Consider the following 22,892-nt stretch of genomic DNA (forward strand, 5'->3'; position numbering starts at 1 on the left):
AGCCATGTTCCGCCACGAGGAAGCCGCGCCCGAGCCGCATTCCGCATTGCGGAAGCCACTCAGCCGCACACCACCTCAACCGCCACGCCCCGAGCCCGCTTCCGACGGGAGGACGCGACTCAGCCGCAAGTCACGCCGGGCCCCTGGGCCGCAATCCGCAGTGGGGCACGACGCCCCGAGCCACGTTCCCCAGCGGGGAAGCCACCCAACCGCACGTCACTTCCCCACCGCCCCGAGCCGCGTTCCGCGGTGGGAAGCGGCTCAGCCGCACGCCGCTTCAACTGCCAGCCCCGAACCCTCTTCCGCGGCGAGGAAGGCACGCAGCCGCATGCCACACTTCCCCACCGCGCCCAAGCCGGGTTCCGTGACGGAAGCGGTTCAGCCGCGCGTCCAGACGACGCCGCGCGCTTCGTACTCGAGCATCTCTTCCAGCCCGGCCGCCGCGTCGGAGCCGAGTTCTCGTTTTACCAGCCACAAGGCCAGGTCGAGGCCGCTCGTGATGCCGCCCGAGGTGACTACGTTGCCATCGTCGACTACGCGGGCTTTTTTGAGCACGCCGCCTTGCTGGACGAGTGTCTCGGTCGCGCCGTGGTGTGTCGTGCACGGGCGTCCGCGCAGCAGTCCGGCCGCGCCGAGCAGCAGCGTGCCTGTGCAGAGCGACGCCAGGGTCAGCCCTTTGCGCGGCGCGGCGGCGAGTGCGTCCGGCAGCACCTTGCGGTCGATCTCCGCCCAGATGCCTGGTCCGTTCCGCTTCGCGTAGCCGCCGCCGGGCACGACGATGATGTCGGCGTCCTGCGGAGACCAGCCGCGTTCGACCTCCACCTTCGTCCCGTACGCCGCGCGCACGACGCCCGGTCCGTCGACGCGCACGTACGAAACGTCCGTGCCGCGCTTCGTGTGCATGCCCGCTGCGGAGAACACCTCGTACGGACCGGCGAAGTCCTGTTCCTCGACGCCGTCGAACAACACCACCTGAACCCGCAACGGTCGCCGCCCCGCGGCCGCCTGGGGAGTCGCCGCGGCAGCAGCCGGTGCCGCGGCGGACGCAACCGCCATCGCCGCTCCGGCTGCCGCCGATCCGCGCAGGAATGTTCTTCGTTCCATGAACGCCGCCTCTCGCCTGGAAAAGCCTCCGGACGAGAAGTCGGCGCACAGCGCGGAAAGTTCCGGCGAAGTCAGCCTCGCTCGGGACCGGTGGCCGCCGGACGTTCCGGATCGCGCGACCAATGCGACCACGACCCCGCGTACAGCGCGGCCGGCTCCGGATGCCCGGCGACCTCCAGCGCGAGCACCACCGACGACGCCGTGACGCCCGAACCGCAGTACGCGCCGACCGGCACCCCCTCGGTCAAGCCCAGCGACGCGAACCGCTCGGCCAGCTCGGACGGCGACTTCCAGCGCCCGTCCGCGCCGGCGTGCTCGGACGACGGCGCGCTGACCGCACCCGGGATGTGTCCGGCCCGCGGGTCGACCGGCTCGGTTTCGCCGGTGTAGCGGACGTGTGCCCGCGCGTCGAACAGCACGCCTTCGCGCGCGAGCGCCGCCGCGTCGTCCGCCGACAGGACCGGCATGGCGCCCGGCCGGACCTCGATGTCGCCTGGCTCCGGCGAAGACGCTTCGGCGGTCACTTCCCGCCCCTCAGCCAACCACGCTGCGTAACCGCCATCGAGCACCGCGACCTCCGGATGGCCGACCCAGCGCAGCAGCCACCAGGCGCGCGCGGCGACCGAACCGTCGGCGTCGTCGTAGACCACCACCGGATGCCCGGTCCGCACTCCGGCTTTCCGCAGCTCACGCTGCAGCACGGCCGGATCCGGCAGCGGGTGGCGGCCGCCCTCGCCGGGCGGCGCGGCCAGCGCGGTGTCGAGGTCGACGAACACCGCTCCCGGCAGGTGTCCCTCCTGGTAGGACTCCGCTCCGGGCGGTCCGCCGAGCCGCCAGCGGACGTCCAGCACGACGGGACGGTCTCGGTCGGGGAACGCGGCGAGCTCAGCGGGCGAGATCAACGGTCGCATGGCCCCATCCTGCAGGTCCGGACGCGGTTCGCGCACCAGGGCAGGACTTTTCGGCGAGGCCGGGCCGTTACGCCGAGGCGAGCCGTCGCTGTCGGGGCCAACGACTACGATGAGCTACGCGGACGAAGGGGACAGCGTGAACGATCTCATCGACACCACCGAGATGTACCTGCGTACCATCTACGAGCTCGAAGAGGAAGGGGTCGTCCCGCTGCGGGCCCGGATCGCCGAGCGCCTGCAGCAGAGCGGGCCCACCGTGAGCCAGACCGTGGCCAGGATGGAGCGCGACGGGCTGGTCGTCGTCGCCGACGACCGGCATCTGCAGCTCACCGACCACGGCCACGACCTCGCCGTCGCGGTCATGCGCAAGCACCGGCTCGCCGAGCGCCTCCTCGTCGACGTCATCGGCCTCGAGTGGGAGCACGTGCACAACGAGGCGTGCCGCTGGGAGCACGTGATGAGCGAGGCCGTCGAGCGCAAGCTGGTGAAGCTGCTCGACCACCCGACCACGTCGCCGTACGGCAACCCGATCCCCGGCCTGGACAAGCTCGGCGACGGCGATCCCGCGCCGCGCGCCGAGGACGGCCTGGTGCGCCTCGACGAGTTCGCCCGCACCGGCGGCGGCGACGTCGAGATCCGGCGCATCGCCGAGCACGTGCAGCTCGACGAGTCGCTGCTCACCGAGCTGCGCACGGTCGGGATCGTGCCCGGCGGGCTCGTCACGGTCGGCAAGGCGTCCGGCGGCAGCGCGACCGTCGAGGTCAAGGGCACCGAAACCACTGCGCAGGTGTCCACCGCGGCGCTGCACGCCGTGCTGGCGCTCGCCAAGTGACCCCGGCGACCGACGCGGCGCGCGCGTTCCAGGACGTCCACGGGCGGGCCCCGGCAGGCGTGTGGTCCGCGCCGGGCCGGGTGAACCTGATCGGCGAGCACACCGACTACAACGACGGTTTCGTGCTGCCCTTCGCGCTCCCGCACCGGCTGGCCGCGGCCGCGTCCCCGCGCGAGGACGGCAAGCTCCGGGTCGCCACCCTCGGCGACGACGGGCAGCTGCAGCACTCCGGCCCGCACGACATCGCCGCGCTCGAACCGGGTTCGGTCGAGGGATGGGCCGCGTATCCCGCCGGGGTGGCGTGGGTGCTGCGCGACCAGGGCTACGCGGGCGGAGCCGACGTGGTCATCGCCGGCGACGTGCCGTCCGGGGCCGGGCTTTCCTCCTCTCACGCGCTGGAATGCGCGGTTTCGCTGGCGTTGCTGGGCGTGGCCGGGGTGGAACTCGAAGACGGCGGCGCGGGCACGCCCTCGCGTCCGGAGATCGCGCGCTGGGTGCAGCGGTCGGAGAACGACTTCGTCGGCGCGCCCACCGGGCTGCTCGACCAGACCGCGTCGCTGTGCTGCGAGGACTCGCGGGTGTTGTTCCTCGACGTCCGCTCGGGCGAGATGGAGCAGGTCCCGTTCCCGCTCGCCGAGGCCGGGCTCCGGGTGCTGATCATGGACACCCGCACCAAGCATTCGCACACCGACGGCGGCTACGGCGCGCGGCGGCGCGGCACCGAGCGCGCGGCGGAACTGCTCGGCGTGAAGGCGCTGCGCGACGTCACGCTCGACGGGCTCGACGAAGCCCTCGCGCAGCTGCCCGCGGACCTGGTTCCGCTGGTGCGCCACGTGGTCACCGAGAACCAGCGGGTGCTCGACGTGGTCGCGTTGCTGCGAGAGAAGAAGCTCGCCGAGATCGGGCCGTACCTCGACGCTTCGCACGTGAGCATGCGCGACGACTACCGCATCTCGACGCCCGAGCTGGACCTCGCGGTCGATTCGGCCCGCTCGGCCGGAGCGCTGGGCGCGCGGATGACCGGCGGCGGGTTCGGCGGTTCGGCGATCGCGCTGGTCCGCGACGAGGATCTGGACGGAGTGCGCACCGCGGTCGAAACCGCCTGCGAGCAGGCCGGATTCCGCCGTCCGCGGATGTTCACGGCGGTGCCGTCGCGCGGCGCGGGCCGCGACGAGGCCTGATTTCCGGAGCAACCCCCGGAGGGTCCGTCGCGTCGTGGTGAGGGGAGACTGTGCCGCAGAGTCGCCACCCCTCAGCAGAAAGGCCTTGACGTGACGGACCAGCAAAGCCCCCTGAAGCTCATCGTGACGGGCGGCGCGGGGTACGTGGGCAGCGTGTGCGCCGCCCGCCTCATCGAAGCGGGTCACCAGGTCACCGTCGTGGACGACCTGTCGACCGGGCACGCGGACGCGGTGCACCCGCAGGCGCGCTTCGTCGAGGGCGACGCCGCCGAGGTCGCCGCGGACCTGCTCGGCGAAGGTTTCGACGGCGTGCTGCACTTCGCCGCGAAGTCGCTGGTGGGCGAGTCGATGGCCGACCCGGCGAAGTACTGGGAAGGCAACGTGGTGACCTCGCTGCGGCTGTTGGAGGCGATGAAGAAGCACGGCACGCCGCGCCTGGTGTTCTCCTCCACCGCGGCGACCTACGGCGAGCCGGACGTGTCGCCGATCCCGGAAACGGCTCCGACGCAGCCGACCAACACCTACGGCGCGTCGAAGCTCGCCATCGACCACGCGATCACCAGCTTCGCCCGCGCCCACGGCCTCGCCGCGGTGAGCCTGCGGTACTTCAACGTGGCCGGCGCCTACGGCGCGTTCGGCGAACGGCACACCACCGAAACCCATCTCATCCCTCTCGTCCTCCAGGTCGCGACCGGCGACCGCGAACACATCTCCATCTACGGCGACGACTACCCGACGCCCGACAAAACGGCCGTCCGCGACTACATCCACGTGGTCGACCTCGCCGACGCCCACCTCCTCGCCCTGCGCCACGCCGCCGAGGGCGAGCACCGCATCTACAACCTCGGCAGCGGCACCGGGTTCTCGGTGCTGGAGGTCGTGGAAGCCTGCCGCCGGGTCACCGGGCACGCGATCCCCGCCGTCGTGGCCCCGCGCCGCGCCGGGGACCCGTCGGTGCTGGTCGCCTCGAGCGACAAGGCCAACGGCGAACTCGGCTGGACGCCCAAGCTGACCGACCTCGACGGGATCGTGTCGGACGCTTGGCGGTTCACCCAGTCGCGTCGTTCCTGACGGCGATCCGGGCAAGACGTTTCGGGGCGGGGGCTCGGGCGAGGTCCTGCCCCGCGTTGTCGTGCCCTGCATCCTTCGGGCTTGCCGAGGCAGGATCTCGGGAGTCCGCTGTGGACCGATCTGGCCTCCGCGAGCCGGGGATCGCCAGCGGGGCGCGTCCCGGGGCGCGGGTGACACGTCCGGTTAAGGACCACCGGCCTGGCCCGAGACGAGGAGCCGCCGGAGCACCCGGTCTGCCTCGAACGCAGCCGTTTCCCACCGGAGCGAACCTCACCGGCGATCGACTGCAGAGGCCTCACCCCGCGAGTCCACTGTGGACTCGTCGGTCCCCGCCAACAAGGGATCATCGGCGAGGCACGTGCCCAGCGCGGATGACACGGTCCGGCCAAGGACCACCGGCCCTGCCCGCGGCCCCAGACGTAGACCAGCCGGAGCGCCCGGCCTGTCGCCGAACACAGCCGCTCCCGGCCGGAGCGAACGGCACTGGCGATCGACTGCAGAGGACCCGCCCCGCGATGTCCTGCTTCGAGCGCGCCCCGAAGCAGGACATCGAGAGTCCACTGTGGACTCATCAGTCCCCCGCCAGCAAGGGAACACCAGCAGGGCGCGTCCCCGGCGCGGGTGACAAGGTCCGGCCAAGGACCACCGGACTGGCCTGCGGCCCGAGACGAAGACCAGCCGGAGCGACCGGTATTCAGCCGCACACAGCCCTTCCCCACCGGAGCGGACCTCACCGGCGATCGACCGCGGCCCTCATCGCATCCCCCGCGGCGGGCCCGACGCGCTCCCCGGTTCCGGAGGCGGAGACAGCCCGAGGTCGACCGCCGTGCTGTAGTCGGCTAGGCCGGTCAGTTTTGCCGGGTCCGTGCCGATGTTCCACGCGGCCTGCAGCAACTGCGCCACCAAATGCTCCGGATCGGCTTCCACCGCGTTTGCCAGGGCCATCCCGGCTAGCGCGCCTTCCCCGCGCATCAATGCGGTGTAGCCAAGATGAAGTGCGGCCTCGGCTCGGTGCGGCGGCGGGAGTTCGCGGACCAGCGTCAGCCACACCTCCTCCGCCTCGCGGGTCAGCGACGTGTGCGGCGGGACCGCGAGGGCGAGGCAGGCGTCGCGGACGGGGGTGAGCATCAGGGCGTGGGCGAGCCGGACGGCTTGGTCGTCGTCGAGAGGGCCCGCGCCGTGGCGTTGGCGGAGGAACGCGTCGCGAAGTTCGGTTACGGCGGCGTCCAGGACATCGCTCTCCGACATTCCCGGGCCGCGCAACGGTTCCGGAGAGGAAGCCAGCAAGGCAGCGCGGCGCGCGATCGCTTCCGGAGACCGGGGTTCCAGCACAGCGGCCAGCTCTTCGCGGCTGCGGAAGACCACGAAGCCCGCCTCGGTGGTCGCGGCGGCGATCACGGTTTCCTGTGGATCGGGCAGCACGCCAACGCAGTCCGGGTCTCGATAGCACGACCATGGCGCCCCGGGTTCGACCGAAGGGGTCCACAGTGCATGGAACAGGCGGAGATCGTGCCGGGCGAGGACACGCTCCAGCTCGGCTACGAATTGTCTGTGAGGCGGCCCGTTTTCGCCGGGCGAGCCGCCGACGAGGACGGCGGTGACGCCGTTGTGCTCGCGGTCGGCGAAGCGCGGGATCAGCGCATCCGCTTGCTGCGCTTGGAGTTCTCGCGGCGGAAGGTCCGCGCGCAGCATCAGGCCGATCGTGGTGCCGGGGACGCGATGGCCCAGCAGCACCAGGGAATCGGCGGGACGGAACCCGAGCAGGTACGGGAGCGAGGCGATGAGGTCGGCCGGATTGCGGAGGGTGGCCCGGGAGATGCCGGGCGGCGTCGAGGTGGTCACGCCTCCACTGTGCGCCGCGAATCCGCGGATCGGGGCCGGCGCGGCAAATCTGTGGACGACAGCGGGTGGTTGTGGACAACAACGGCACCGGCGAGGAGAACCCCGGGAAATTGTCGGTGCCGGGTGCATCGACCACAACTATCCACAATAGACACAATGGATACAACGCTGCCGGAGCCCGGCCAGGCTCCGGCAGCACCGCCAGAAACCCCTCAGCCGCAGTGTTCGAACGGGCTCTCGTACGCGGACGAGCCGACCGAACCGCCCCACTTCACGCAGGTGGAACCGGCGCTCTTCTTCACCGGGCCGGCGTAGTAGGTGAAGCTTCCCGAATCCGTCGCCCTGGTCGAGCCCTGCACCTCCAGGAACGCCGAGACCGGGCTGGCCGTCCCGAGGGAAACGGCCTTCAGAGTCGTCACGCAGTTCTCTTTGGAGGTCGAGTTGTACAGCAGGTACGCGGTGCCCGCCGTCCCCAGCGCCTGCTGGTCGATCACCGAGAAGCCCGAGCCGCACACCTGCGTCGCCGAGTACGGGTTGCCGCCGCAGCCGTTCTTGCTCGTGAAGTCCTTCTTGCCGTAGTACGGCACCGCGACGCCGTTCAGCACGGCCTTCTGCGTCACGCCGTTCAAGTTCTCTTCGAAGTGCAGATGCGGCCCGGTCACCCCGCCGGTCGCGCCCGCTTTGCCGATCTCCTTGCCCTGCCCGACGCTCTGGCCCACCGAGACTTCCTGCTCGGACAGGTGCGCGTACCGGGTCCGCCAGCCGCCGCCGTGGTCCAGTTCGATCCAGCGGCCGTAGCTGGTGCTGCCCTCGTTCGCGACGCGCGTGACCGTCCCGGGCGCGGCCGCGAGCACCGGCATGCCGGTGATGCCGGACTTCTGGAAGTCGACCGAATTGGCCGGGTTGTGGCCGCTGAAGGTGGCCGCGGTGACCGTGACGCCGCACTTGAACGGCACCTGGAAGTTGGGGGCCGCGGACGCCGCCGGCTGGACGGCGAGCGTCAGGCCGCACGCGGGCAAGGCCACCGCGGCCGCGACCGCCGCGAACCGGCTCACTCTGGACATGGGGGCGTACCTCCTGGTGGGGGAAATGTCCGACGCCCTCCAGCCAAGCCCGAGCCAGTACATTTTCCGTACAAGACGACTCGGGAGGGCCCATGGGCACACCGGCGGCCTCGCTCGCCAAGGCGCGGCGGCGGTTCGAGGGCGCCGACTGGGTGCGCTGGGGCGTGCTCGCCGTGCCGACCCTGTTCGCGATCCCGGGCGCGCGCCCGTGGACGTGGCCGCTGATCGGGCTGGTCCTCGTGCTGTCCGTCCCGGCGCTCTGGCTCACCCGGGAGTCGAAGCCGCGCTGGCTGATGCCCGCGACCATGATCGCCGTGGTGGCGGCCGCCGGAGCGCTCTGGATCCTGCAGCCGGGCAGCTGGACCTCGACAGCGATGTTCGGCGCCGTCTTCTACACCCTGCGCGTGGGCGGCCGGATCGCGTCGGGGATCGCCCTCGCGGTGGCGTCGGCGGCGATCCTCGTCTGGTCGATCACCTACGACCTCGACTGGCTGAACGCTGTCGCCCTCTTCGCGATCCTCGTCGTGATCGTGCTGCTCGCCGTCAACCGCCGGAGCCGCGCGGAACGGCTGGAGCAGACCGAACTCGCGCTCGCCCGCGCCCAGACCGCCAGCGAGGAGCACGCCCGCGCGGCCGCGCTGGCCGAACGCGCACGCATCGCCCGCGAGCTGCACGACGTCCTCGCGCACTCCCTCGCCGGTCTCGCACTCAATCTCCAAGGCGCGCGTCTGATGCTGGTCCGCGACGGTGCGAGCGAAGAGTCCCTCGCGCAGATTGAACGCGCGCAAAAGCTGGCGACGGACGGTCTCGCCGAAGCACGCAAGGCCGTCGCCGCGCTGCGCGAAGACGCAGTACCCGTGGAGCGTTCGGTTTCCGACCTTCTCGCCGCGTACAGGCTCGACACCGGCTCTCGCGCCGACCTGATGCTCGAAGGCGAACCGCGCGAGCTAGACGCAGCTGTCGGCACGACGCTCGTACGCGCCGTACAGGAAGCCCTCGCCAACTCGCGCAAACACGCGGGCGGGCCCGCCGTAGAGGTCACGGTGGCCTTCAAGAACGACGAAGTCGACTTAACGATCATCGACCACCAAGGCCGTCGTCCGCCGGCGCCGCCGTCGCCGGGATACGGTTTGCGAGGCATGGGCGAACGGGTCGCACTGTTGAACGGGAAGCTCGAATGCGGCCCTGGGGAGGACGGATGGCGGATTCAGCTGACAGTGCCGGCGTGACGTTGCGCGTGGTGCTCGCCGACGATCAGGCAGTAGTGCGCGAAGGGCTCGTCACGCTGCTCGGGCTGCTGCCCGGCATCGAGGTGGTAGGCGCGGCGGCGGACGGCGTACAGGCACTCGACCTTGTCGCGGAACACCAGCCGGACGTACTGCTCGTCGACCTGCGCATGCCCCACCGCGACGGCGTCGAGACAACCGAACTCGTCCGCGCGCAGCATCCGAAGACCGAGGTCGTCGTCCTCACCACGTACGCCGACGACGAGTCCCTGCTCGCCGCGCTCAAGGCTGGCGCGCGAGGCTTCCTCACCAAGGACGCCGACGCCGACGCGATCGTCCGTGCGCTCCGCTCGGCGGCGGCTGGTCAGTCCACTGTGGACGGCGAGCTCCAGCAACGGCTGGTAGCCGCCGCGACCAGCCGCGCACCGGTGCGCACGAAGGAGCTGGAAGGCCTCACCGCGCGCGAAGTCGAGGTGCTGCGGCTGATCGCGGGCGGGCTGTCGAACACCGAGATCGCACGCACCCTCGTGGTCAGCGAGGCGACGGTGAAGACGCACGTCAATCACCTCTTCGCCAAGGCCGGCCTGCGCGACCGCGCCCAGGCCGTCGCCTTCGCCTACCGCGCCGGGATCGCCGAGTAGAACGCCTGCTTCCCGCCGACGACCGGCAGCGTCACCGTCGTCCCGGTCAGGTCCAGAGACAGCCCGGTGCCCGGCTCCGGCCGCAGCGTGAAGTCGTGGTCGCTGGACGCCAGCACGAACTCCAGGCGATGCCCGGCGGCCACGACGTAGTCCTTCGGCATCAGCGAAACCTCGATGCGGTAGCGCTGTCCGGGGGTGATCGGCGAGGTGACCGACGGGCTGATCCGGTTCTGCGGATCCGTCCAGCCGCGGCTGATCACGTGGGAAGTGCCGTCCGGCGCGCGGTCCAGCAGCACCGCGGTGACGTTCGCGGCCGGGCGGTCGAACGACAGCCGCAGCTCGGCTTTCGCCGTGCCGGACAACCGGACCGGCGCGGTGGTCGCGGAAGTGCGGTAGCGCAAGCGGTTCCCGGACGACGCCGCGTCGGCGAGCTGTTCGATCTTCTTGCTCGCATCGTCGGCCAGCGTTTCGACGGTCGGACGCCCGGGCACCGGCTGCCGGTCGAGTGCCCCGGTCGAACGTCCGCCCGGCCACGGGTGCAGCTCGACGTCCGAGGTGCCGGGCGCGGGCCATTCGGCCTCGTCGACCCACGACTTGTCCTCGCGCTGAATGGTCGCCTTCGGCTCGCGTTCGATCCCGTTGCCGACCCCGTAGAGGTAGTGCGACATCCACTTGTTCAACGTGGTGAGCCAGATGTCGCGGCGCAGCGAAATCGGGTCCGCGTGGCCGGACTGGTGCAGCCAGATCTTGTGCTCGACGCCGTGCTTCTTCAGTGCTTCGTACCAGCTGGCGACCTGCTCGGTCTTCACGTTCCAGTCGTTCAGCCCGTGCACCGCGAGCACCGACGCGCGCACCTTGCCGACGTCGTCGCGGTAGTTCCGCACGTCCCAGAACTGGCTGTAGTCCCCGGTCAAGCGGTCCTGCGCGGCGGTGAGGCCGTCGAGCACCGGACGGCAGACCTGCCGGTCGGCGCGCGAGTAGACGTAGCCGGCGAGCACGTCCGTGTCCTCGCCCTGGTATCCGCCGGGAGCCACCACCGCGCCGGCGTTGCGGTAGTAGCCGTACCAGCTCGAAATGGCCGCGATCGGGACGATCGTCTCGAGCCCTTCGACGCCGGTGCTGGCCACCGCGTTGGGCAGCGTGCCGTTGTACGACACGCCCATCATGCCGGTCTTCCCGGTGCTCCAGCTCGCCGTGACGGGCGCCCCGGCCTGGTCGTGTGCGGAAGCTCGGCCGTTCAACCAGTCGACCACCGAGCGCGCGCCGATCGTCTCGTTCACGTCGCCGGTCGTCGGACAGCCGGTCGACAGCCCGGTGCCGAGGGATTCGCCGTACACGACAGCGAATCCGCGCGCGGTGAAGTAGTTCTGGTAGCTCCAGCCGATCGGTGCCGCGACGTGCGGCCCCGGCACGTACAGCTCGGTGTCGACGGGGTGGTTCGGTACGTCGTTGCCGCCCGCGAAGTACGGGCTCGCTTCGTACACGACCGGCACCTTCATGCCCTGCTCCGTAGCGCGCGGACGCACCACCTGCGCGTGTACGAGATCAGGCTTGCCGTCGTGGTCGCTGTCGACGGGCGCGGTGACCCAGACGTCTTCGCGGATGACGTCAGCCGGATCGAACACCGGTTGCGCCTGGCCGTCGGTGAAAACCGGCGCGGGCGGCGAAGCGGCTTCAGCGACCGCGGGCACGGACAACGTGGCCACTGCGACGAAAACGGCAGCGATTCGAGCGGCAACTCCCACCAGAACCCCCAAGCTGGACGAAGCAGGCGAGCAAGTTGAGAGTTCCGTCAACCGCAAGTCGCGTCAACCGACTAACGTCGGAGCCATGGACGCACCGATAGTCACGGTCACGGTCTATCCGCAGCACGCGCGCGTCACCCGCCGCTGTCAAGTCACTCCGGCTGACGGGTCCCGCGTAGAGATCACGGGTCTCCCCCTGTCGCTCGACGCTGCTTCGGTGCGCGTCAGCGGAGCGGGCGACGCGTTGGTCACTGGCGTCGACGTCGCGTACGCGCAGCACGCCGCGCCTGCGGACCCAACGCTGCGCGCGCTCGTGGAGCAGCGTCGCGCGGCACAAGCGACTGTCGACGAGGTCGCGGACGACGAGAGCGCAGCGGCGGCGCGCGTCGACCTGTTGACCGGCGTCTCGCGACGCAGCGGAGCGAGCTTCGCGAAGGCGTTGGCTGGCGGCGACGCGGAACCGGGGCGTGTCCAGGAGGTGAGCGAAGCGCTCAGCACGCAGTTAGCCGTGGCGCTCAAGGAACGTCGCGCGCTCGCCACGAAGCTGGAACGGCTGCGCGAAGACCTCGCCGCGCTCGACCGTCAGATCGAGACGCGCAGCGCACAGTCCCAACAGGACAGTTCGACCATCGTGGTGGAGCTGGAATCCCCTGCCGCCGCGGAAATCGAACTGTCCTATGTGGTCCCCGGCGCACGCTGGGAGTCCGGGTACGACATCCGCGTACGCGGCACTGACGTCACCGTCACCTCGTACGGACTCGTCAGCCAGCACACCGGCGAGGACTGGCCGGAGTGCGAGCTGACGCTGTCCACCGCGCGTCCGGCGAACACTGTCGTGATCCCGGAACTCCAGCCCTGGTACCTGGACCGACAGCAACCGGAACGGCGCTCGATGGTGCCGCCCGCGCCCGCCGCGATGGCGTACGGCGGCGCAGCGCCTGCCGGTCGAGACGGCTTCGCCGCGCACGTCGCCGAAGTCGAGCAAGGCACCACCGCGGTCACCTTCCGGCCCGCTCGCCCGGTCGCGATCCCGTCCGGCGCGCAAGGCCACCGGACGACGCTCGCGCAGCTGGACTTCACCGCGGAACTGGACTACGTGACCGCGCCGACGCAGGCCGAAGAGGCGTACCTGCGCGCGAAGGTGGTCAACACCGGCGAGCACACGCTTCGCGCCGGTCGCGCCGCAGTGTTCCACGAAGCCGAATTCGTCGGCAGCACGCAGCTCGAGCTGTGGGCTCCCGGCGAGGAACGCGAACTCGCGCTAGGCGTCGACGACCGGATCCGCGTCGAACGCGAACTGGTCAAGCGCAGTGCCGGCAAGGCGACGTTCTCCGCACAACGCCGCCGCGAAGCCGATTACCTGACCACAGTGACCAACCACAGCCCGCGCGAAGCGGTGGTGGCCGTGCTCGACCAGGCACCGGTCTCCCGGGACGACGCGATCACCGTGCGGGACCTGCGGCTCAGCCCGGAGCCGGTCGAGCGCACCGAACTGGGCCAGTTCACCTGGCGGCTCACGATCGCGCCCGGGGCGTCCGCGACGGTCTCGCTCGGCTACCGGGTGGACGTCGCGAAGGGCGTCGAACTCAGCGGCTGGCGCGAGTGACCCGTCAGCCCTGCGAGATGTAGGCCTCCAGCTGTTCCTGGCTCTGCTCCAGCTGCTCCATCCGGATCTTCACCACGTCGCCGATGCTCACGATGCCGGCGAGGCGCCCGCCGTCGAGCACCGGCACGTGCCGGATCCGCCGCTGTGTCATCACCACGCTGAGCCGGTCCACCGGATCGTCCGGGGTGCAGCTGGCGACCATGGTGGTCATGATGTCCGCGACCGGCCCCTGCAGGACCGAGGACCCGTGCTCGGCGAGCTTGCGCACGACGTCGCGTTCGGACACGATCCCGGCGATCCCGCCCTCGGCGTCCACCACGACCATCGCGCCGACGTTGTGCCGGGCGAGCGCCGCCAGCAGCTCGGTGACCGTCGCCCCCGGCGACACAGTGGCGACCGTCGCGCCCTTGCGCTGAAGCACATCCGCAATCCGCATGGCGATGCCCTCTCCTCGGTGAGTCGGGTCACCACAGGTTAGGGCCCCGCTGCCGACTGCGAAAGTCCAGCGGGACGCGTCCGTTCGTGGTAACGGGCTCAGCCGTCGAACACCCGGCGCAACCGGGCGAGGCCGGGTCCGATGTCCTCCGCCGCGATCGCGCCGTAGCCGAACAGCAGCCCGTGCCGCCGCGCCGCCACGGAGAAATCGCCGAGGGAGAACAGCCGGACGCCCGCCCCGGCCGCCTTCCGCGCGAAGCCGCGCAAGTCCCGGTCCGCCGACGCGCTCAGGTGCAGCCCCGCCGACGCGGGCACCGGCTCCAGCACGTCACCGAATTCGGCCCGGAGGCGGTCCACGAGAAGGTCGTGCCGGGCGCGGTAGACGCCGCGCATCCGGCGGACGTGCCGGGCGAACCCGCCTTCGGCGATGAACGCCGCGACCACCGCTTGCTCGATGCCCGGGGAGTGCCAGTCGGCGAGGTATTTCGCCTTCACGATCGCCTCCGCCAGCGCGGGCGGCGCGGCGAGGAAACCCAGTCGCAGCGCGGGCGACAGAACCTTCGAAAACGAGCCGACGTAAACCACCCGGCCGTGAGAATCCACGCTGTGCAACGGTTCCAGCGGGCGCCCGGAGTAACGGAACTCGGTGTCGTAATCGTCCTCGACCACGACCGCCCCGGTGTCTTCCGCCCAATCCAGGAGCGCCCGCCGGCGAGCCGGCGACATCGCGACCCCGAGCGGGTACTGGTGCGACGGCGTCACGTGCACCAGCCGAGTGCCCGGCGGGATCGCGTCGACCACCATGCCTTCGTCGTCCACCGGAACCGGCGCGACACGTACTCCGAGCGTGCCCAGAAGCAGGCGCGGCGGCGGGTACCCGGGATCTTCGACCGCTGCCAGGTCGCCAGGCCGCAACAGGACCCGGGCGACCAGGTCGATCGTCTGCTGCGCACCCGAAGTGATCACAAGATGTTCGGGACGCACGCGCACGTTTCGGGACACCGCGAGGTGCCGCGCCAGTTCGGTGCGCAGGCGGGGGTCGCCTTGCGGTTCGCCGTAAGTCATCAATTCCGCCCGGGAACTGCGCAACGCCTGGGTCGTCAGCCGACGCCAGGTATCGAACGGAAACAGCCGCACATCCGGTACTCCGGCGCGGAAATCGAACTCCGGCGGGTGGGTGAACGCTTTCGGCGGCGCGGGCACGTCTGTCCACTCTGGACGCGGCTGGACGCCCTCGGCGAGCCCCGCCGGTTCGGCGGGCCGGGGTGCGGCGCCGGCGCGCACGTAGGTTCCCGCGCCGACCCGGCCGGTGAGGAATCCTTCCGCGGTGAGGCGTTCGTACGCCGCGGTGACCGTGGTGCGCGAGACGGCGAGCCGGTGCGCCAGTTCCCGGGTCGGCGGCAGCACGTCGCCGTCGCGGAGCCGTCCGTCGAGCACCGCTTCGCGGATCTGGCGGTAGATCTCGTCGCGGTGGCCGCGAGTGCCGGACAGGTCCAGGTGCAGGTCCACGTGTCCAGCCTAGATTGGTCCACCGCAGTTGGCTCCGTTTTGGCTCTCTTCCTGGACCGATCCGCCGGTTAGCGTGAGCCCATGACCACGTTCGACCTCGACCGGCAGTCCCTGCTCGTCCTCGACCCGATCGTCTCGAAGATCACCGCGGCGGACCTCGACCGGCCCACGCCGTGCACCGGCTGGACACTCGCCGACCTGCTTCGCCACCAAGTCAGCGAAAACCACGCCTTCGCCGAAGCCGCGCGCAACGGCTCCGCGAAGGACTGGGACAGCGGCCAGCTCGGCGAAGACCCGTACGCCGCGTACGCAGCTTCAGTGACCGACTACCTCGCCGCGTACCGCGAAGCCGACGTCGCGGAACGCCAGATCGCCATCAACACCTTCGGCACCTTCCCGGGCACAGTCGCGATCGCGATGCACCTCGTCGACACCGTCGCGCACGGCTGGGACATCGCCAAGGCCCTCGACGTCGCCTACGACCCGGTGCCGGAAGCGGTGCACGCCGCACTGCAATTCGCGCTCATGATCCCGACCGACCCGAAGCAACGCGTCGAGCGCGGAACCTTCGCGCCGGTGGTGCCCGTCGACACCGACGAAAGCGAGCTGGACCAGTTCCTCGGCCTGCTCGGCCGCGACCCGCTCTGGCGGGTCAGCTGACCTTGTCCGCCGGGGCCGACCAGGTGTCGCACGCGGCCGGTCCGGCTCCGGTGTAGCCGGCTTTCGCCCAGGCCAGCTGGTTCGCGCGGGTGCCGTGGTCGCCGCTGTCGTCGGCGCGGCCGTAGTCGGCTACGGCGGCGTTCGCGGTGGCCCGGCTGATCGACCCGCGGTCCGCCGCGGCGTTGAGGAACAGCGCGCCGAAGCAGTTCGCCTGCAGCTCGATCCGGCGCACGACCGCCTTGTCCGCGTCGCTGGTCGGCTCCGGCGACCCCATCTCCGCGCTCGCCGCGTCGAGGATGCCGCTCTCGCGCTGGACGTGGTGGCCGTACTCGTGCGCGAGCGTCGCCAGGTGCCGCGCCCGGCTCAGCCCGGCGTCCGACAGCATCCACTCGGTGGGCGCGTAGATCGTCGCGTCGCCGCCGCAGTAGTACGCGACCGCTTCGTCCCGGGACGGCGCGTTGCCGCACGCGCTGGTCTTCGGCAGCGTGACCGACACCTTGACCGGCAGGTTCGGCTCGTCCGCCTTGTCCAGCGCGGGCTGCCACGCCTGCTTCAGACAGCCCACGAGCGCGGTGTAGAACGTCTTGAGCTGCTCGGGGTCGCGGTTCACTTCGGGCAGGTCGCACGCCACGCGCCCGAGCGCGACCCCGTCGGCCAGCAGCGGGTTGCCGCTGAGCTTGCGCACGGGTTTGGCGTCCTGACGGTCCGGCATCGCGTCGCCGTCCGGGGCCGCTATCGCGTGCCCGGACACCTCGTGCGGCACCGCGGCCATCAGCGCGAGCGTGACCGCGACGATCGCCACCGCGGCGACCGCGCCCAGCGCTTTGCCCGCCTTCCGGCGCGGCGGCGGTGGCTGCGGCGCGGGCGGAGGCCACGAGCCTCCGGCGTAATACGTCATTCCTCCCCCTCCCGGCCAGCATACGGAGACCGCCCGCCGGGCTGGATCACGAAACGGGAACGCCGGGCTCCTGGCCGGATCCGCGCCGGACAGCGAGACTGGACGGCATGACTGTCGAAGATCCGTACCTGTGGCTGGAAGACGTGACGGGCGACGAGGCGCTCGAATGGGTCCGTTCGCGCAACGCGGAGACGCTGGACGCGCTCACCGCGAGCGAGAGGTTCGGGCAGCTGCGGGACTCGATCCGCGAGGTGCTCGACGCGGGCGGGCGGATCCCGTACGTCGTGCGCCGGGGAACGCACTACTACAACTTCTGGCAGGACGCCGAGCACCCGCGCGGGCTGTGGCGGCGCACCACGCTGGAGCAGTACCGCACCGCCGAACCGGACTGGGAGATTCTGCTCGACGTCGACGCGCTCGCCGCGGCCGAAGGCGAGAACTGGGTCTGGAAGGGCGCGGCGGTGCTGCGTCCGGGGCACCGGCTCGGCCTGGTCCAGCTGTCGCGGGGCGGCGCGGACGCGACCGTCGTCCGCGAGTTCGACCTCGACGCGCACGAATTCGTGGAGAACGGGTTCACCCTGCCGGAGGCGAAGCACCGGATCGGGTGGATCGACGCCGACCGGGTGTACCTCGGAACGGACTTCGGCCCCGGCTCGCTCACCACGTCCGGCTATCCGCGGCTGGTGAAGGAATGGCGGCGCGGCACCCCGCTCGAAGACGCGGTTCTCGTCGCCGAGGGCAAGCCGGACGACGTCGCGATGATGGCCTACCACGACCCGACCGAGGGCTTCGAACGCGATTTCGTCCGCCGGGCGATCGACTTCTACCGCACCGAGTACTTCGAGCGGACCCCCTCCGGACTGACCAAACTGGACCTGCCCGAGGACGTCGAGGTCTCCACGCACCGCGAATGGCTCCTCGTGCACCCGCGCAGCGCGTGGACCGTCGGCGGCGCCGAGCACCCCGCGGGCACGCTCCTCGCGATCCGCTACGACGCGTTCAAGGCGGGCGACCGCGAATTCACCGCGCTGTTCACGCCGGACGAGCACACGTCGCTGGACTACTACACCTGGACCCGCAACCACCTCCTCCTCGCGACGCTGCACGATGTCAAGTCCGAACTGCGCGTGCTGACTCCGGGCCCGGACGGCTGGGCCGAGGCGGAACTGGGCGGCGCGCCGGAATTCGGCAGCGCGCAAATCGTCGACACCGAACCGGACGTCGACGACGAGTACCTGGTGGATTCCTCCAGCTACGTCCAGCCGTCCACGCTCACCCGCGGCGTCGTCGGCGGCGACGTCGAGGTGCTGAAGCAGGCGCCGGAGTTCTTCGACGCGACCGGCATCGAGGTCAGCCAGTACTTCGCCACCTCGGACGACGGCACGAAGATCCCGTACTTCGTGGTCCGCCCGCCCGGCGCGGGAAACGGCCCCACGCTGCTGTACGGCTACGGCGGTTTCGAGGTTTCGCTGACCCCGTCGTACGGCGGGGTCGTCGGCCGGGCCTGGCTGTCGCGCGGCGGCACGTACGTGGTGGCGAACATCCGCGGCGGCGGCGAATACGGCCCGGAATGGCACATGCAGGCGGTGAAGGAGAACCGGTACAAGGCGTACCAGGACTTCGCCGCGGTGGCGCGCGATCTCGTCGCGCGGGGCATCACGACGAAGGAACGGCTCGGCATCCAGGGCGGCAGCAACGGCGGGCTGCTGATGGGCGTCATGCTCACCAGCTACCCGGAGCTGTTCGGCGCGATCGTGTGCCAGGTGCCGTTGCTCGACATGAAGCGTTACCACCTGCTGCCGGCCGGGGCGTCGTGGATGGCCGAATGGGGTGACCCGGACGTTCCGGAAGAGTGGGAGTACATCTCGAAGTACTCGCCGTACCAGAAGGTTTCGGCGGACGGCGGCTATCCGCCGATCCTGTTCGTCACCTCCACCCGCGACGACCGGGTGCATCCCGGGCACGCGCGCAAGATGGTCGCGCGGATGCGGGAACAGGGCCACGACGTGGAGTACTTCGAAAACATCGAGGGCGGCCACGGAGCGGCGGCGGACAACGAACAACTCGCGTTCCGTTCGGCGGTCGCGTACGAATTCCTCTGGTCGAAGCTGTCCTAGACCAGACCCCGGGGCCGCGCCCGCACGCGCGGCCCCGGGCGGAGCGGCGGTTCTTTGCGGGCCTCCGCGAGGGCTCGTTCGAACCGCGCCCAGGCGTCGGTGACGAAGGCGAGCCAGGGCACGCCGAGCCGGCGCAGCGCGCGTCCGTGGCCGACGATCACGCCGCCGGTTTCGAGGATCGCCCTGGCTCGCCATCGTGCGGTCGCCGCGATTTTCCAGCGCCGCAACCGGTCCACGTGCTGGCCCAGCCGCCGTTCCAGCCCGGCGAGCACGCGCGCGGCGACCTCCGTGGTGAGCGGGTCGCGAGTGCCGTCCCGCAACGCGCGGTAGTAGCCGAGCGCGAGCACGTCGGAGATCAGCTGGCTCATCACGTCGCTTTTCCCCGGCGGACCGGCGGTTGCGAGCAGCCGGTCGACCAGCCGCCGGTCCTCGTCCGGCAGCGGGTGGAACCGCCGGACACTGCGCGCCACCACCGGGTCCAGCCGCACTCCGCTCCCCCACGCCGGCTGCGGCCGGACCTTCCGCCGCCGCGCCTCCGCCTCGAACACCGCATTCCAGTCCACGGCGGTCATGCTGCCGCGCGGATGTGCCGGTGCAGCGGGGAGAAGGTGGAGATTCGGTGGAGCTACCGGAGAAACAGCCCGGCGGCGGCCCAGTCGAACACTTTCGGGTCGCCAAGGCCGGATTCGGTGAGCCAGCGGGCGGCCTGACGGGCAGCGTCCTCGCTCTCGATCAGCCCGTGCCGGCCGGGCACGATGCCGGTGGCCGCGCGGACGTCGTCGACCAGACCGCCGAGGCAGCGCCAGGTGTGCCAGGTTCCGCCGTCGTAGCCGACCAGCTCGAACCCGAGGAATTCGCCGGACGGGCGCAGGCCTTCCGCGATCCGGCTCAGCACGGCACTGGTCTCGCGGTCCCAGCCTTCCGCGAGGATCTCGCGGACGATCGGCTCGGCTTCCTCCGGCGCGAAGCCCACCTCGAGGACGTCGAACCCGGTCTGCCGGGCGAGGACGAGGTCGCGGAACCAATCGTCGTCGCGCACCTCCGCGACGCATTCGCTGATCGACACGAATTCGCTGAGCCGCTGCACTGCCCGGTAGCCCGCCGACACGAGAGTCACGGCCGCTAGTTTCCTCCCCGGTTCGAGCGGATCGTCCACCGGATCCAGTCGGCGTACGCGGGAACGCTGCTGTACAGCCCCGGTCCGCCCGCGCGGAGCCCGGACCCGAGGTGACGCCGAGCAGCTCCCACCCTCCGCCGGGTCCGCGCCGGATCGTACGTGTCGACGGTGGTGCCAAAGCCCAGCAGCCGCGTCGGCGCCCCGGGCGCTCCCGGATGGGAGGCGAGCCGGATCGGCTTCTCGGCGACCGGACGGTCCAGCTTGAGCAGCGCGATGTCGTTGCGGTTAAAGGGAATGCTTTCGCTCTGCAGCGCGTAGCCCGGATGCGTGACCACGCGCTCGATCCGCCGGATGGTTCCGCCGGAATGCTGACGCTCGCTGCCGGCGGCCCGCACCCGGGCTTGTCTCTGTACCTACTGGTATGTACAGTAAGCTCGTGTCCACCCGAGACCAGCTCATCGCGAGCACCCAGGACCTGCTGTGGGAGCGGGGGTACGTCGGCACCAGCCCGAAAGCGATCCAGCAGCGCGCCGGGGCCGGGCAAGGCAGCATGTACCACCACTTCAGCGGCAAGGCCGACCTGGCGCTCGCCGCGATCCGGCAGAACGCCGACGATCTGCGCGCCTCCGCCGAGGCCGCGTTCGCCCGAGGCAGCACAGCGGTCGAGCGCGTTTCCGCTTACCTGTTGCGCGAGCGGGAGGTCCTGCGCGGCTGCCCGGTCGGGCGGCTGGCGCTGGATCCGGAGATCGTCACGAGCCCGGAATTGCGTGCGCCGCTGGAAGAAACCTTCGACTGGCTGCGCGGCCGGCTCGCCGAAGTGCTCAGCGACGGCATCGCGAACGGCGAACTGCCGCCCGACCTCGACCCAGCCACGACAGCGACAACGCTGGTCGCGGTACTGCAAGGCGGATACGTCCTCGCGCGGTCGTCCGGGACGGTCGAACCATTCGACACAGCAGTCCGCGGCGCACTCGCCCTCCTCGAACGGCGGTGACCTCGATGTACGCCATGCAGTACGAAATCGACCTGCCCGACGGCTACGACATCCGGCACCGAGTCGCCACCCGAGGCCACCGCACCGACGCGTTCCCAGGATTGGGCCTGAAGGCATATCTGGTGCGCGCCAACCAGTACGCACCGTTCTACCTCTGGGCCGACACCGCCGGAATGAGCCGATTCCTCTGGGGCGGCGGCGGATTCGACGGCATAGTCCAGGATTTCGGCCGTCCGCCGGTGCAACACTGGACGGGCGCCCGCTGCCTGGCCGGTCCGGCCCGAGCAAGCGCACCGGAATTCGCGACCAAACGCGTTGAGCAGCTCTCCGGAAGCATCGACCGCGAACTCGCCGAACTCGCGCGCCTGTCCCACAATCCAGCCGTGCACACCACCGCGCTCGCCATCGACCCGCGTCGCTGGGAACTCGTGCGCTTCACCCTCTGGACCACCACCCCGGTCGAGGACACCGACGTCCAGTACCGGGTGCTTCATCTGTCCCGCCCGAACATCAACCGCCTGAACTGAAAGAGGTACCCATGCCGCTCGTCCGCATCGACGTGCTGTCCGAACCCAACGCCGACCGCCTCCCCGCCATCGGGGATGCCGTGCACCAGGCGATGACCGAAACCATCAACGTCCCCGCCGACGACCGGTTCCAGATCCTGAACAGCCACGCTCCCGATCGCCTGCGGTACGACCCGAGCTATCTCGGCGTCCGCCGCGACGACGAGATCGTGTACATCGCCATCACCATGCGCGCCGGCCGCACCGACGAGCAGAAAACCGCGCTGTACCGGCGAGCGACCGAACTCATCAAAGAGGCGACGGGAATCGAACCGCGGAATGTGTTCTTCAGCTTGACGGAGAACGGCGAGGCGGATTGGTCCTTGGGCGACGGGGTCGCGCAAATGCTGTCCTGACGCGGAAATCTCGGCGAGCCTGGTCGCTTGCCGTTGCCGTCACAAGAGGATGACGGTGCGCTCGCCGGGCGCGTCCTGGTGCGCCCACGCCTCCTCGACCTGGTCGAGCCGGAACGGATGCGGGCGCACGGCCATGCCTCCGGCGGCGATCGCGGCGACCAGCTCGGCGAACTCCCGCAGCATCACCTCCGTGTCCACCGCGCCGAAGCCGCTGCCCAGGATGCGGAACGCGGAGGAGCGCAGAGCGTGCCCGGACAGGGTGATCGCGTCGCCGCCCATGCCGCCGATCTGCACCCAGTCGAGCAATCGGGTGTGCTGGGTGCGCGCTCCGAGGACGGCGCGCATGGCGAGTTCGGTGGGCGGGCCCCACACGTAGTCCAGGACCACGTCGACCTCCGCGGCGGCCTCGGCGAGCGCGGCCGCGGTGGCGTCCTCGTCGGGGACGAGCTGAACGACGGCGTCCGCGCCCTCGTTCGCGAGTTCGTCGAGGCGGGCGCGGTTGCGTCCGGCGGCGATCACCCGTCCCGCGCCGAGGTGCTTGGCGACCTTGACCGCCGTGGAGCCCGCGTTGCCGGTCGCGCCGTGCACCAGGACCGACTGCCCGGCCTGGAACGGAACCCGGGTGCGCAGCGCGGTCCACGACGACAGGGCGGGGTTCATGGTGGCGGCGAGGAGCGCGGGATCGGTTCCGTCCGGGACGGGGATGATCGCGGCCGGATCGACGACGATGCGTTCGGCCAGGCTTCCGGCTCCCATGGTCATGACATAGCCGAGACTGCCGTCCGCCCGGCGGACGACCGCGTCCGCACCCGCCAGCGCGGGCAGGGTCTTGGGGCTCGTGTAGTGCTTGCCGGCGGCGATGCCGCGGGTGGCGGGGTGCACGCCGACGGCGAGGACGTCCACCGTCTCCTGGCCGGGGCCGGCCTCGGGGGCGGGGACGGAGCGGTAGTGCGGCGGCTGGTCGAAGGACTCGACGAGCGCGGCGTTGATCATGGACATGCGGTTCCCCTTCCTGAC

At 70.8% G+C, this 22,892-nt stretch carries 23 protein-coding genes; 11 read left to right on the forward strand and 12 right to left on the reverse strand.

All coding sequences use genetic code 11. The features are described from left to right. Positions 1-378 precede the first annotated feature (378 nt). Positions 379-1,056 (reverse strand): DJ-1/PfpI family protein, encoded by a 678-nt coding sequence (locus tag F9C11_RS37620; RefSeq protein WP_409182107.1) that lies wholly within the window; start codon positions 1,054-1,056, stop codon positions 379-381. 119 nt (positions 1,057-1,175) lie between these two features. After that, the gene (locus F9C11_RS37625; protein ID WP_409182108.1) at positions 1,176-2,015 is read right to left on the reverse strand and encodes a sulfurtransferase; all 840 of its coding nucleotides are present in this window, start codon (positions 2,013-2,015) and stop codon (positions 1,176-1,178) included. Between the two features lie 109 nt (positions 2,016-2,124). Here F9C11_RS37625 and F9C11_RS37630 point away from each other — a divergent pair, with 109 nt between their 5' ends. The 3 genes from F9C11_RS37630 to galE all read left to right on the forward strand — a co-directional run bounded on the left by F9C11_RS37630 (position 2,125) and on the right by galE (position 5,099). Next, positions 2,125-2,847, forward strand: coding sequence for a metal-dependent transcriptional regulator (locus tag F9C11_RS37630; protein WP_409182109.1), 723 nt, complete (start codon positions 2,125-2,127; stop codon positions 2,845-2,847). Continuing rightward, the gene (gene galK, locus F9C11_RS37635; protein ID WP_409182110.1) at positions 2,844-4,028 is read left to right on the forward strand and encodes a galactokinase; all 1,185 of its coding nucleotides are present in this window, start codon (positions 2,844-2,846) and stop codon (positions 4,026-4,028) included. Before F9C11_RS37630 ends, galK begins: the two co-directional genes overlap by 4 nt. Positions 4,029-4,118: 90 nt before the next feature. Next, complete coding sequence (gene galE / locus F9C11_RS37640; RefSeq protein WP_409182111.1) at positions 4,119-5,099, forward strand: UDP-glucose 4-epimerase GalE; 981 nt, start codon at positions 4,119-4,121, stop codon at positions 5,097-5,099. A gap of 753 nt (positions 5,100-5,852) precedes the next feature. On the opposite strand, the gene F9C11_RS37645 is transcribed toward galE, so the two are convergent. Together F9C11_RS37645 and F9C11_RS37650 are read right to left on the reverse strand one after the other, a co-directional pair. Beyond that, the gene (locus tag F9C11_RS37645; RefSeq protein WP_409182112.1) at positions 5,853-6,941 is read right to left on the reverse strand and encodes a DUF4192 domain-containing protein; all 1,089 of its coding nucleotides are present in this window, start codon (positions 6,939-6,941) and stop codon (positions 5,853-5,855) included. Positions 6,942-7,153: 212 nt separating this feature from the next. Continuing rightward, positions 7,154-8,005 (reverse strand): M23 family metallopeptidase, encoded by an 852-nt coding sequence (locus F9C11_RS37650; RefSeq protein ID WP_409182114.1) that lies wholly within the window; start codon positions 8,003-8,005, stop codon positions 7,154-7,156. Between the two features lie 92 nt (positions 8,006-8,097). Here F9C11_RS37650 and F9C11_RS37655 point away from each other — a divergent pair, with 92 nt between their 5' ends. Together F9C11_RS37655 and F9C11_RS37660 are read left to right on the forward strand one after the other, a co-directional pair. After that, positions 8,098-9,234 (forward strand): histidine kinase, encoded by a 1,137-nt coding sequence (locus F9C11_RS37655; protein ID WP_409182115.1) that lies wholly within the window; start codon positions 8,098-8,100, stop codon positions 9,232-9,234. Next, a complete protein-coding gene (locus F9C11_RS37660; RefSeq protein ID WP_409187062.1) occupies positions 9,231-9,872 on the forward strand; it encodes a response regulator in 642 nt (213 codons plus the stop codon). The genes F9C11_RS37655 and F9C11_RS37660 overlap by 4 nt, the downstream gene beginning before the upstream one ends. Here F9C11_RS37660 and F9C11_RS37665 read toward each other — a convergent pair. Continuing rightward, on the reverse strand, positions 9,848-11,578 hold the full coding sequence (locus tag F9C11_RS37665) for a Xaa-Pro dipeptidyl-peptidase (protein ID WP_409182116.1): 1,731 nt from the start codon (positions 11,576-11,578) through the stop codon (positions 9,848-9,850). The genes F9C11_RS37660 and F9C11_RS37665 overlap by 25 nt on opposite strands. Before the next feature lie 124 nt (positions 11,579-11,702). Here F9C11_RS37665 and F9C11_RS37670 point away from each other — a divergent pair, with 124 nt between their 5' ends. Further along, positions 11,703-13,223: a DUF4139 domain-containing protein gene (locus F9C11_RS37670; RefSeq protein WP_409182117.1), complete on the forward strand. Its 1,521-nt coding sequence runs from the start codon at positions 11,703-11,705 to the stop codon at positions 13,221-13,223. A 4-nt stretch (positions 13,224-13,227) separates the two neighbouring features. Here the strand turns inward: F9C11_RS37670 and F9C11_RS37675 are convergent, their stop codons facing one another. Then, a complete protein-coding gene (locus F9C11_RS37675; protein WP_409182118.1) occupies positions 13,228-13,659 on the reverse strand; it encodes a CBS domain-containing protein in 432 nt (143 codons plus the stop codon). 98 nt (positions 13,660-13,757) lie between these two features. Further along, on the reverse strand, positions 13,758-15,167 hold the full coding sequence (locus F9C11_RS37680) for a PLP-dependent aminotransferase family protein (RefSeq protein WP_409182119.1): 1,410 nt from the start codon (positions 15,165-15,167) through the stop codon (positions 13,758-13,760). Positions 15,168-15,248: 81 nt separating this feature from the next. Between F9C11_RS37680 and F9C11_RS37685 the strand changes: the two genes are divergently transcribed. Further along, positions 15,249-15,827, forward strand: coding sequence for a TIGR03086 family metal-binding protein (locus tag F9C11_RS37685; RefSeq protein ID WP_409182120.1), 579 nt, complete (start codon positions 15,249-15,251; stop codon positions 15,825-15,827). On the opposite strand, the gene F9C11_RS37690 is transcribed toward F9C11_RS37685, so the two are convergent. After that, a complete protein-coding gene (locus tag F9C11_RS37690) occupies positions 15,820-16,725 on the reverse strand; it encodes a neutral zinc metallopeptidase (protein ID WP_409182121.1) in 906 nt (301 codons plus the stop codon). The two genes, F9C11_RS37685 and F9C11_RS37690, sit on opposite strands and share 8 nt — an antisense overlap. A 41-nt stretch (positions 16,726-16,766) precedes the next feature. On the opposite strand from F9C11_RS37690, the gene F9C11_RS37695 reads away from it, so the two are divergent. Continuing rightward, positions 16,767-18,842 (forward strand): prolyl oligopeptidase family serine peptidase, encoded by a 2,076-nt coding sequence (locus F9C11_RS37695; RefSeq protein WP_409187063.1) that lies wholly within the window; start codon positions 16,767-16,769, stop codon positions 18,840-18,842. Here F9C11_RS37695 and F9C11_RS37700 read toward each other — a convergent pair. Genes F9C11_RS37700 through F9C11_RS37710 form a run of 3 tightly spaced genes read right to left on the reverse strand, consistent with a single transcriptional unit; the run spans position 18,839 to position 20,354 of the window. Then, entirely contained in the window at positions 18,839-19,414 is a 576-nt protein-coding gene (locus F9C11_RS37700; RefSeq protein ID WP_409182122.1) for a hypothetical protein, read from the reverse strand. The two genes, F9C11_RS37695 and F9C11_RS37700, sit on opposite strands and share 4 nt — an antisense overlap. Positions 19,415-19,467: 53 nt before the next feature. After that, entirely contained in the window at positions 19,468-19,959 is a 492-nt protein-coding gene (locus F9C11_RS37705) for a hypothetical protein (protein ID WP_409182123.1), read from the reverse strand. A gap of 5 nt (positions 19,960-19,964) precedes the next feature. Next, positions 19,965-20,354, reverse strand: coding sequence for a trypsin-like serine protease (locus tag F9C11_RS37710; RefSeq protein WP_409182124.1), 390 nt, complete (start codon positions 20,352-20,354; stop codon positions 19,965-19,967). 41 nt (positions 20,355-20,395) lie between these two features. Here F9C11_RS37710 and F9C11_RS37715 point away from each other — a divergent pair, with 41 nt between their 5' ends. The 3 genes from F9C11_RS37715 to F9C11_RS37725 are packed head-to-tail and all read left to right on the forward strand — an operon-like array spanning position 20,396 to position 21,875. Beyond that, positions 20,396-20,953 carry a TetR/AcrR family transcriptional regulator gene (locus F9C11_RS37715; protein ID WP_409182125.1) on the forward strand — a complete coding sequence of 186 codons (558 nt, stop codon included), beginning with the start codon at positions 20,396-20,398 and terminating at the stop codon, positions 20,951-20,953. 5 nt (positions 20,954-20,958) lie between these two features. Continuing rightward, entirely contained in the window at positions 20,959-21,480 is a 522-nt protein-coding gene (locus F9C11_RS37720) for a DUF4865 family protein (RefSeq protein ID WP_409182126.1), read from the forward strand. Between the two features lie 11 nt (positions 21,481-21,491). After that, a complete protein-coding gene (locus tag F9C11_RS37725; protein ID WP_409182127.1) occupies positions 21,492-21,875 on the forward strand; it encodes a tautomerase family protein in 384 nt (127 codons plus the stop codon). Positions 21,876-21,914: 39 nt separating this feature from the next. Here the strand turns inward: F9C11_RS37725 and F9C11_RS37730 are convergent, their stop codons facing one another. Further along, the gene (locus tag F9C11_RS37730; RefSeq protein WP_409182128.1) at positions 21,915-22,874 is read right to left on the reverse strand and encodes a zinc-binding alcohol dehydrogenase family protein; all 960 of its coding nucleotides are present in this window, start codon (positions 22,872-22,874) and stop codon (positions 21,915-21,917) included. Positions 22,875-22,892 lie beyond the last annotated feature (18 nt).

The sequence above is a fragment of the Amycolatopsis sp. VS8301801F10 genome (assembly GCF_046195355.1).
In the GTDB taxonomy this organism is placed as follows: domain Bacteria; phylum Actinomycetota; class Actinomycetes; order Mycobacteriales; family Pseudonocardiaceae; genus Amycolatopsis.

Excerpts from the sequence above, each read along its gene's own strand:
- F9C11_RS37620 (WP_409182107.1), bottom strand. The coding sequence starts at position 1,056 with ATGGCGGTTGCGTCCGCCGCGGCACCGGCTGCTGCCGCGGCGACTCCC.
- F9C11_RS37625 (WP_409182108.1), bottom strand. The coding sequence starts at position 2,015 with ATGCGACCGTTGATCTCGCCCGCTGAGCTCGCCGCGTTCCCCGACCGA.
- F9C11_RS37630 (WP_409182109.1), top strand. The coding sequence starts at position 2,125 with ATGAGCTACGCGGACGAAGGGGACAGCGTGAACGATCTCATCGACACC.
- F9C11_RS37650 (WP_409182114.1), bottom strand. The coding sequence starts at position 8,005 with ATGTCCAGAGTGAGCCGGTTCGCGGCGGTCGCGGCCGCGGTGGCCTTG.
- F9C11_RS37655 (WP_409182115.1), top strand. The coding sequence starts at position 8,098 with ATGGGCACACCGGCGGCCTCGCTCGCCAAGGCGCGGCGGCGGTTCGAG.
- F9C11_RS37670 (WP_409182117.1), top strand. The coding sequence starts at position 11,703 with ATGGACGCACCGATAGTCACGGTCACGGTCTATCCGCAGCACGCGCGC.
- F9C11_RS37675 (WP_409182118.1), bottom strand. The coding sequence starts at position 13,659 with ATGCGGATTGCGGATGTGCTTCAGCGCAAGGGCGCGACGGTCGCCACT.
- F9C11_RS37685 (WP_409182120.1), top strand. The coding sequence starts at position 15,249 with ATGACCACGTTCGACCTCGACCGGCAGTCCCTGCTCGTCCTCGACCCG.
- F9C11_RS37690 (WP_409182121.1), bottom strand. The coding sequence starts at position 16,725 with ATGACGTATTACGCCGGAGGCTCGTGGCCTCCGCCCGCGCCGCAGCCA.
- F9C11_RS37700 (WP_409182122.1), bottom strand. The coding sequence starts at position 19,414 with ATGACCGCCGTGGACTGGAATGCGGTGTTCGAGGCGGAGGCGCGGCGG.
- F9C11_RS37720 (WP_409182126.1), top strand. The coding sequence starts at position 20,959 with ATGTACGCCATGCAGTACGAAATCGACCTGCCCGACGGCTACGACATC.
- F9C11_RS37725 (WP_409182127.1), top strand. The coding sequence starts at position 21,492 with ATGCCGCTCGTCCGCATCGACGTGCTGTCCGAACCCAACGCCGACCGC.
- F9C11_RS37730 (WP_409182128.1), bottom strand. The coding sequence starts at position 22,874 with ATGTCCATGATCAACGCCGCGCTCGTCGAGTCCTTCGACCAGCCGCCG.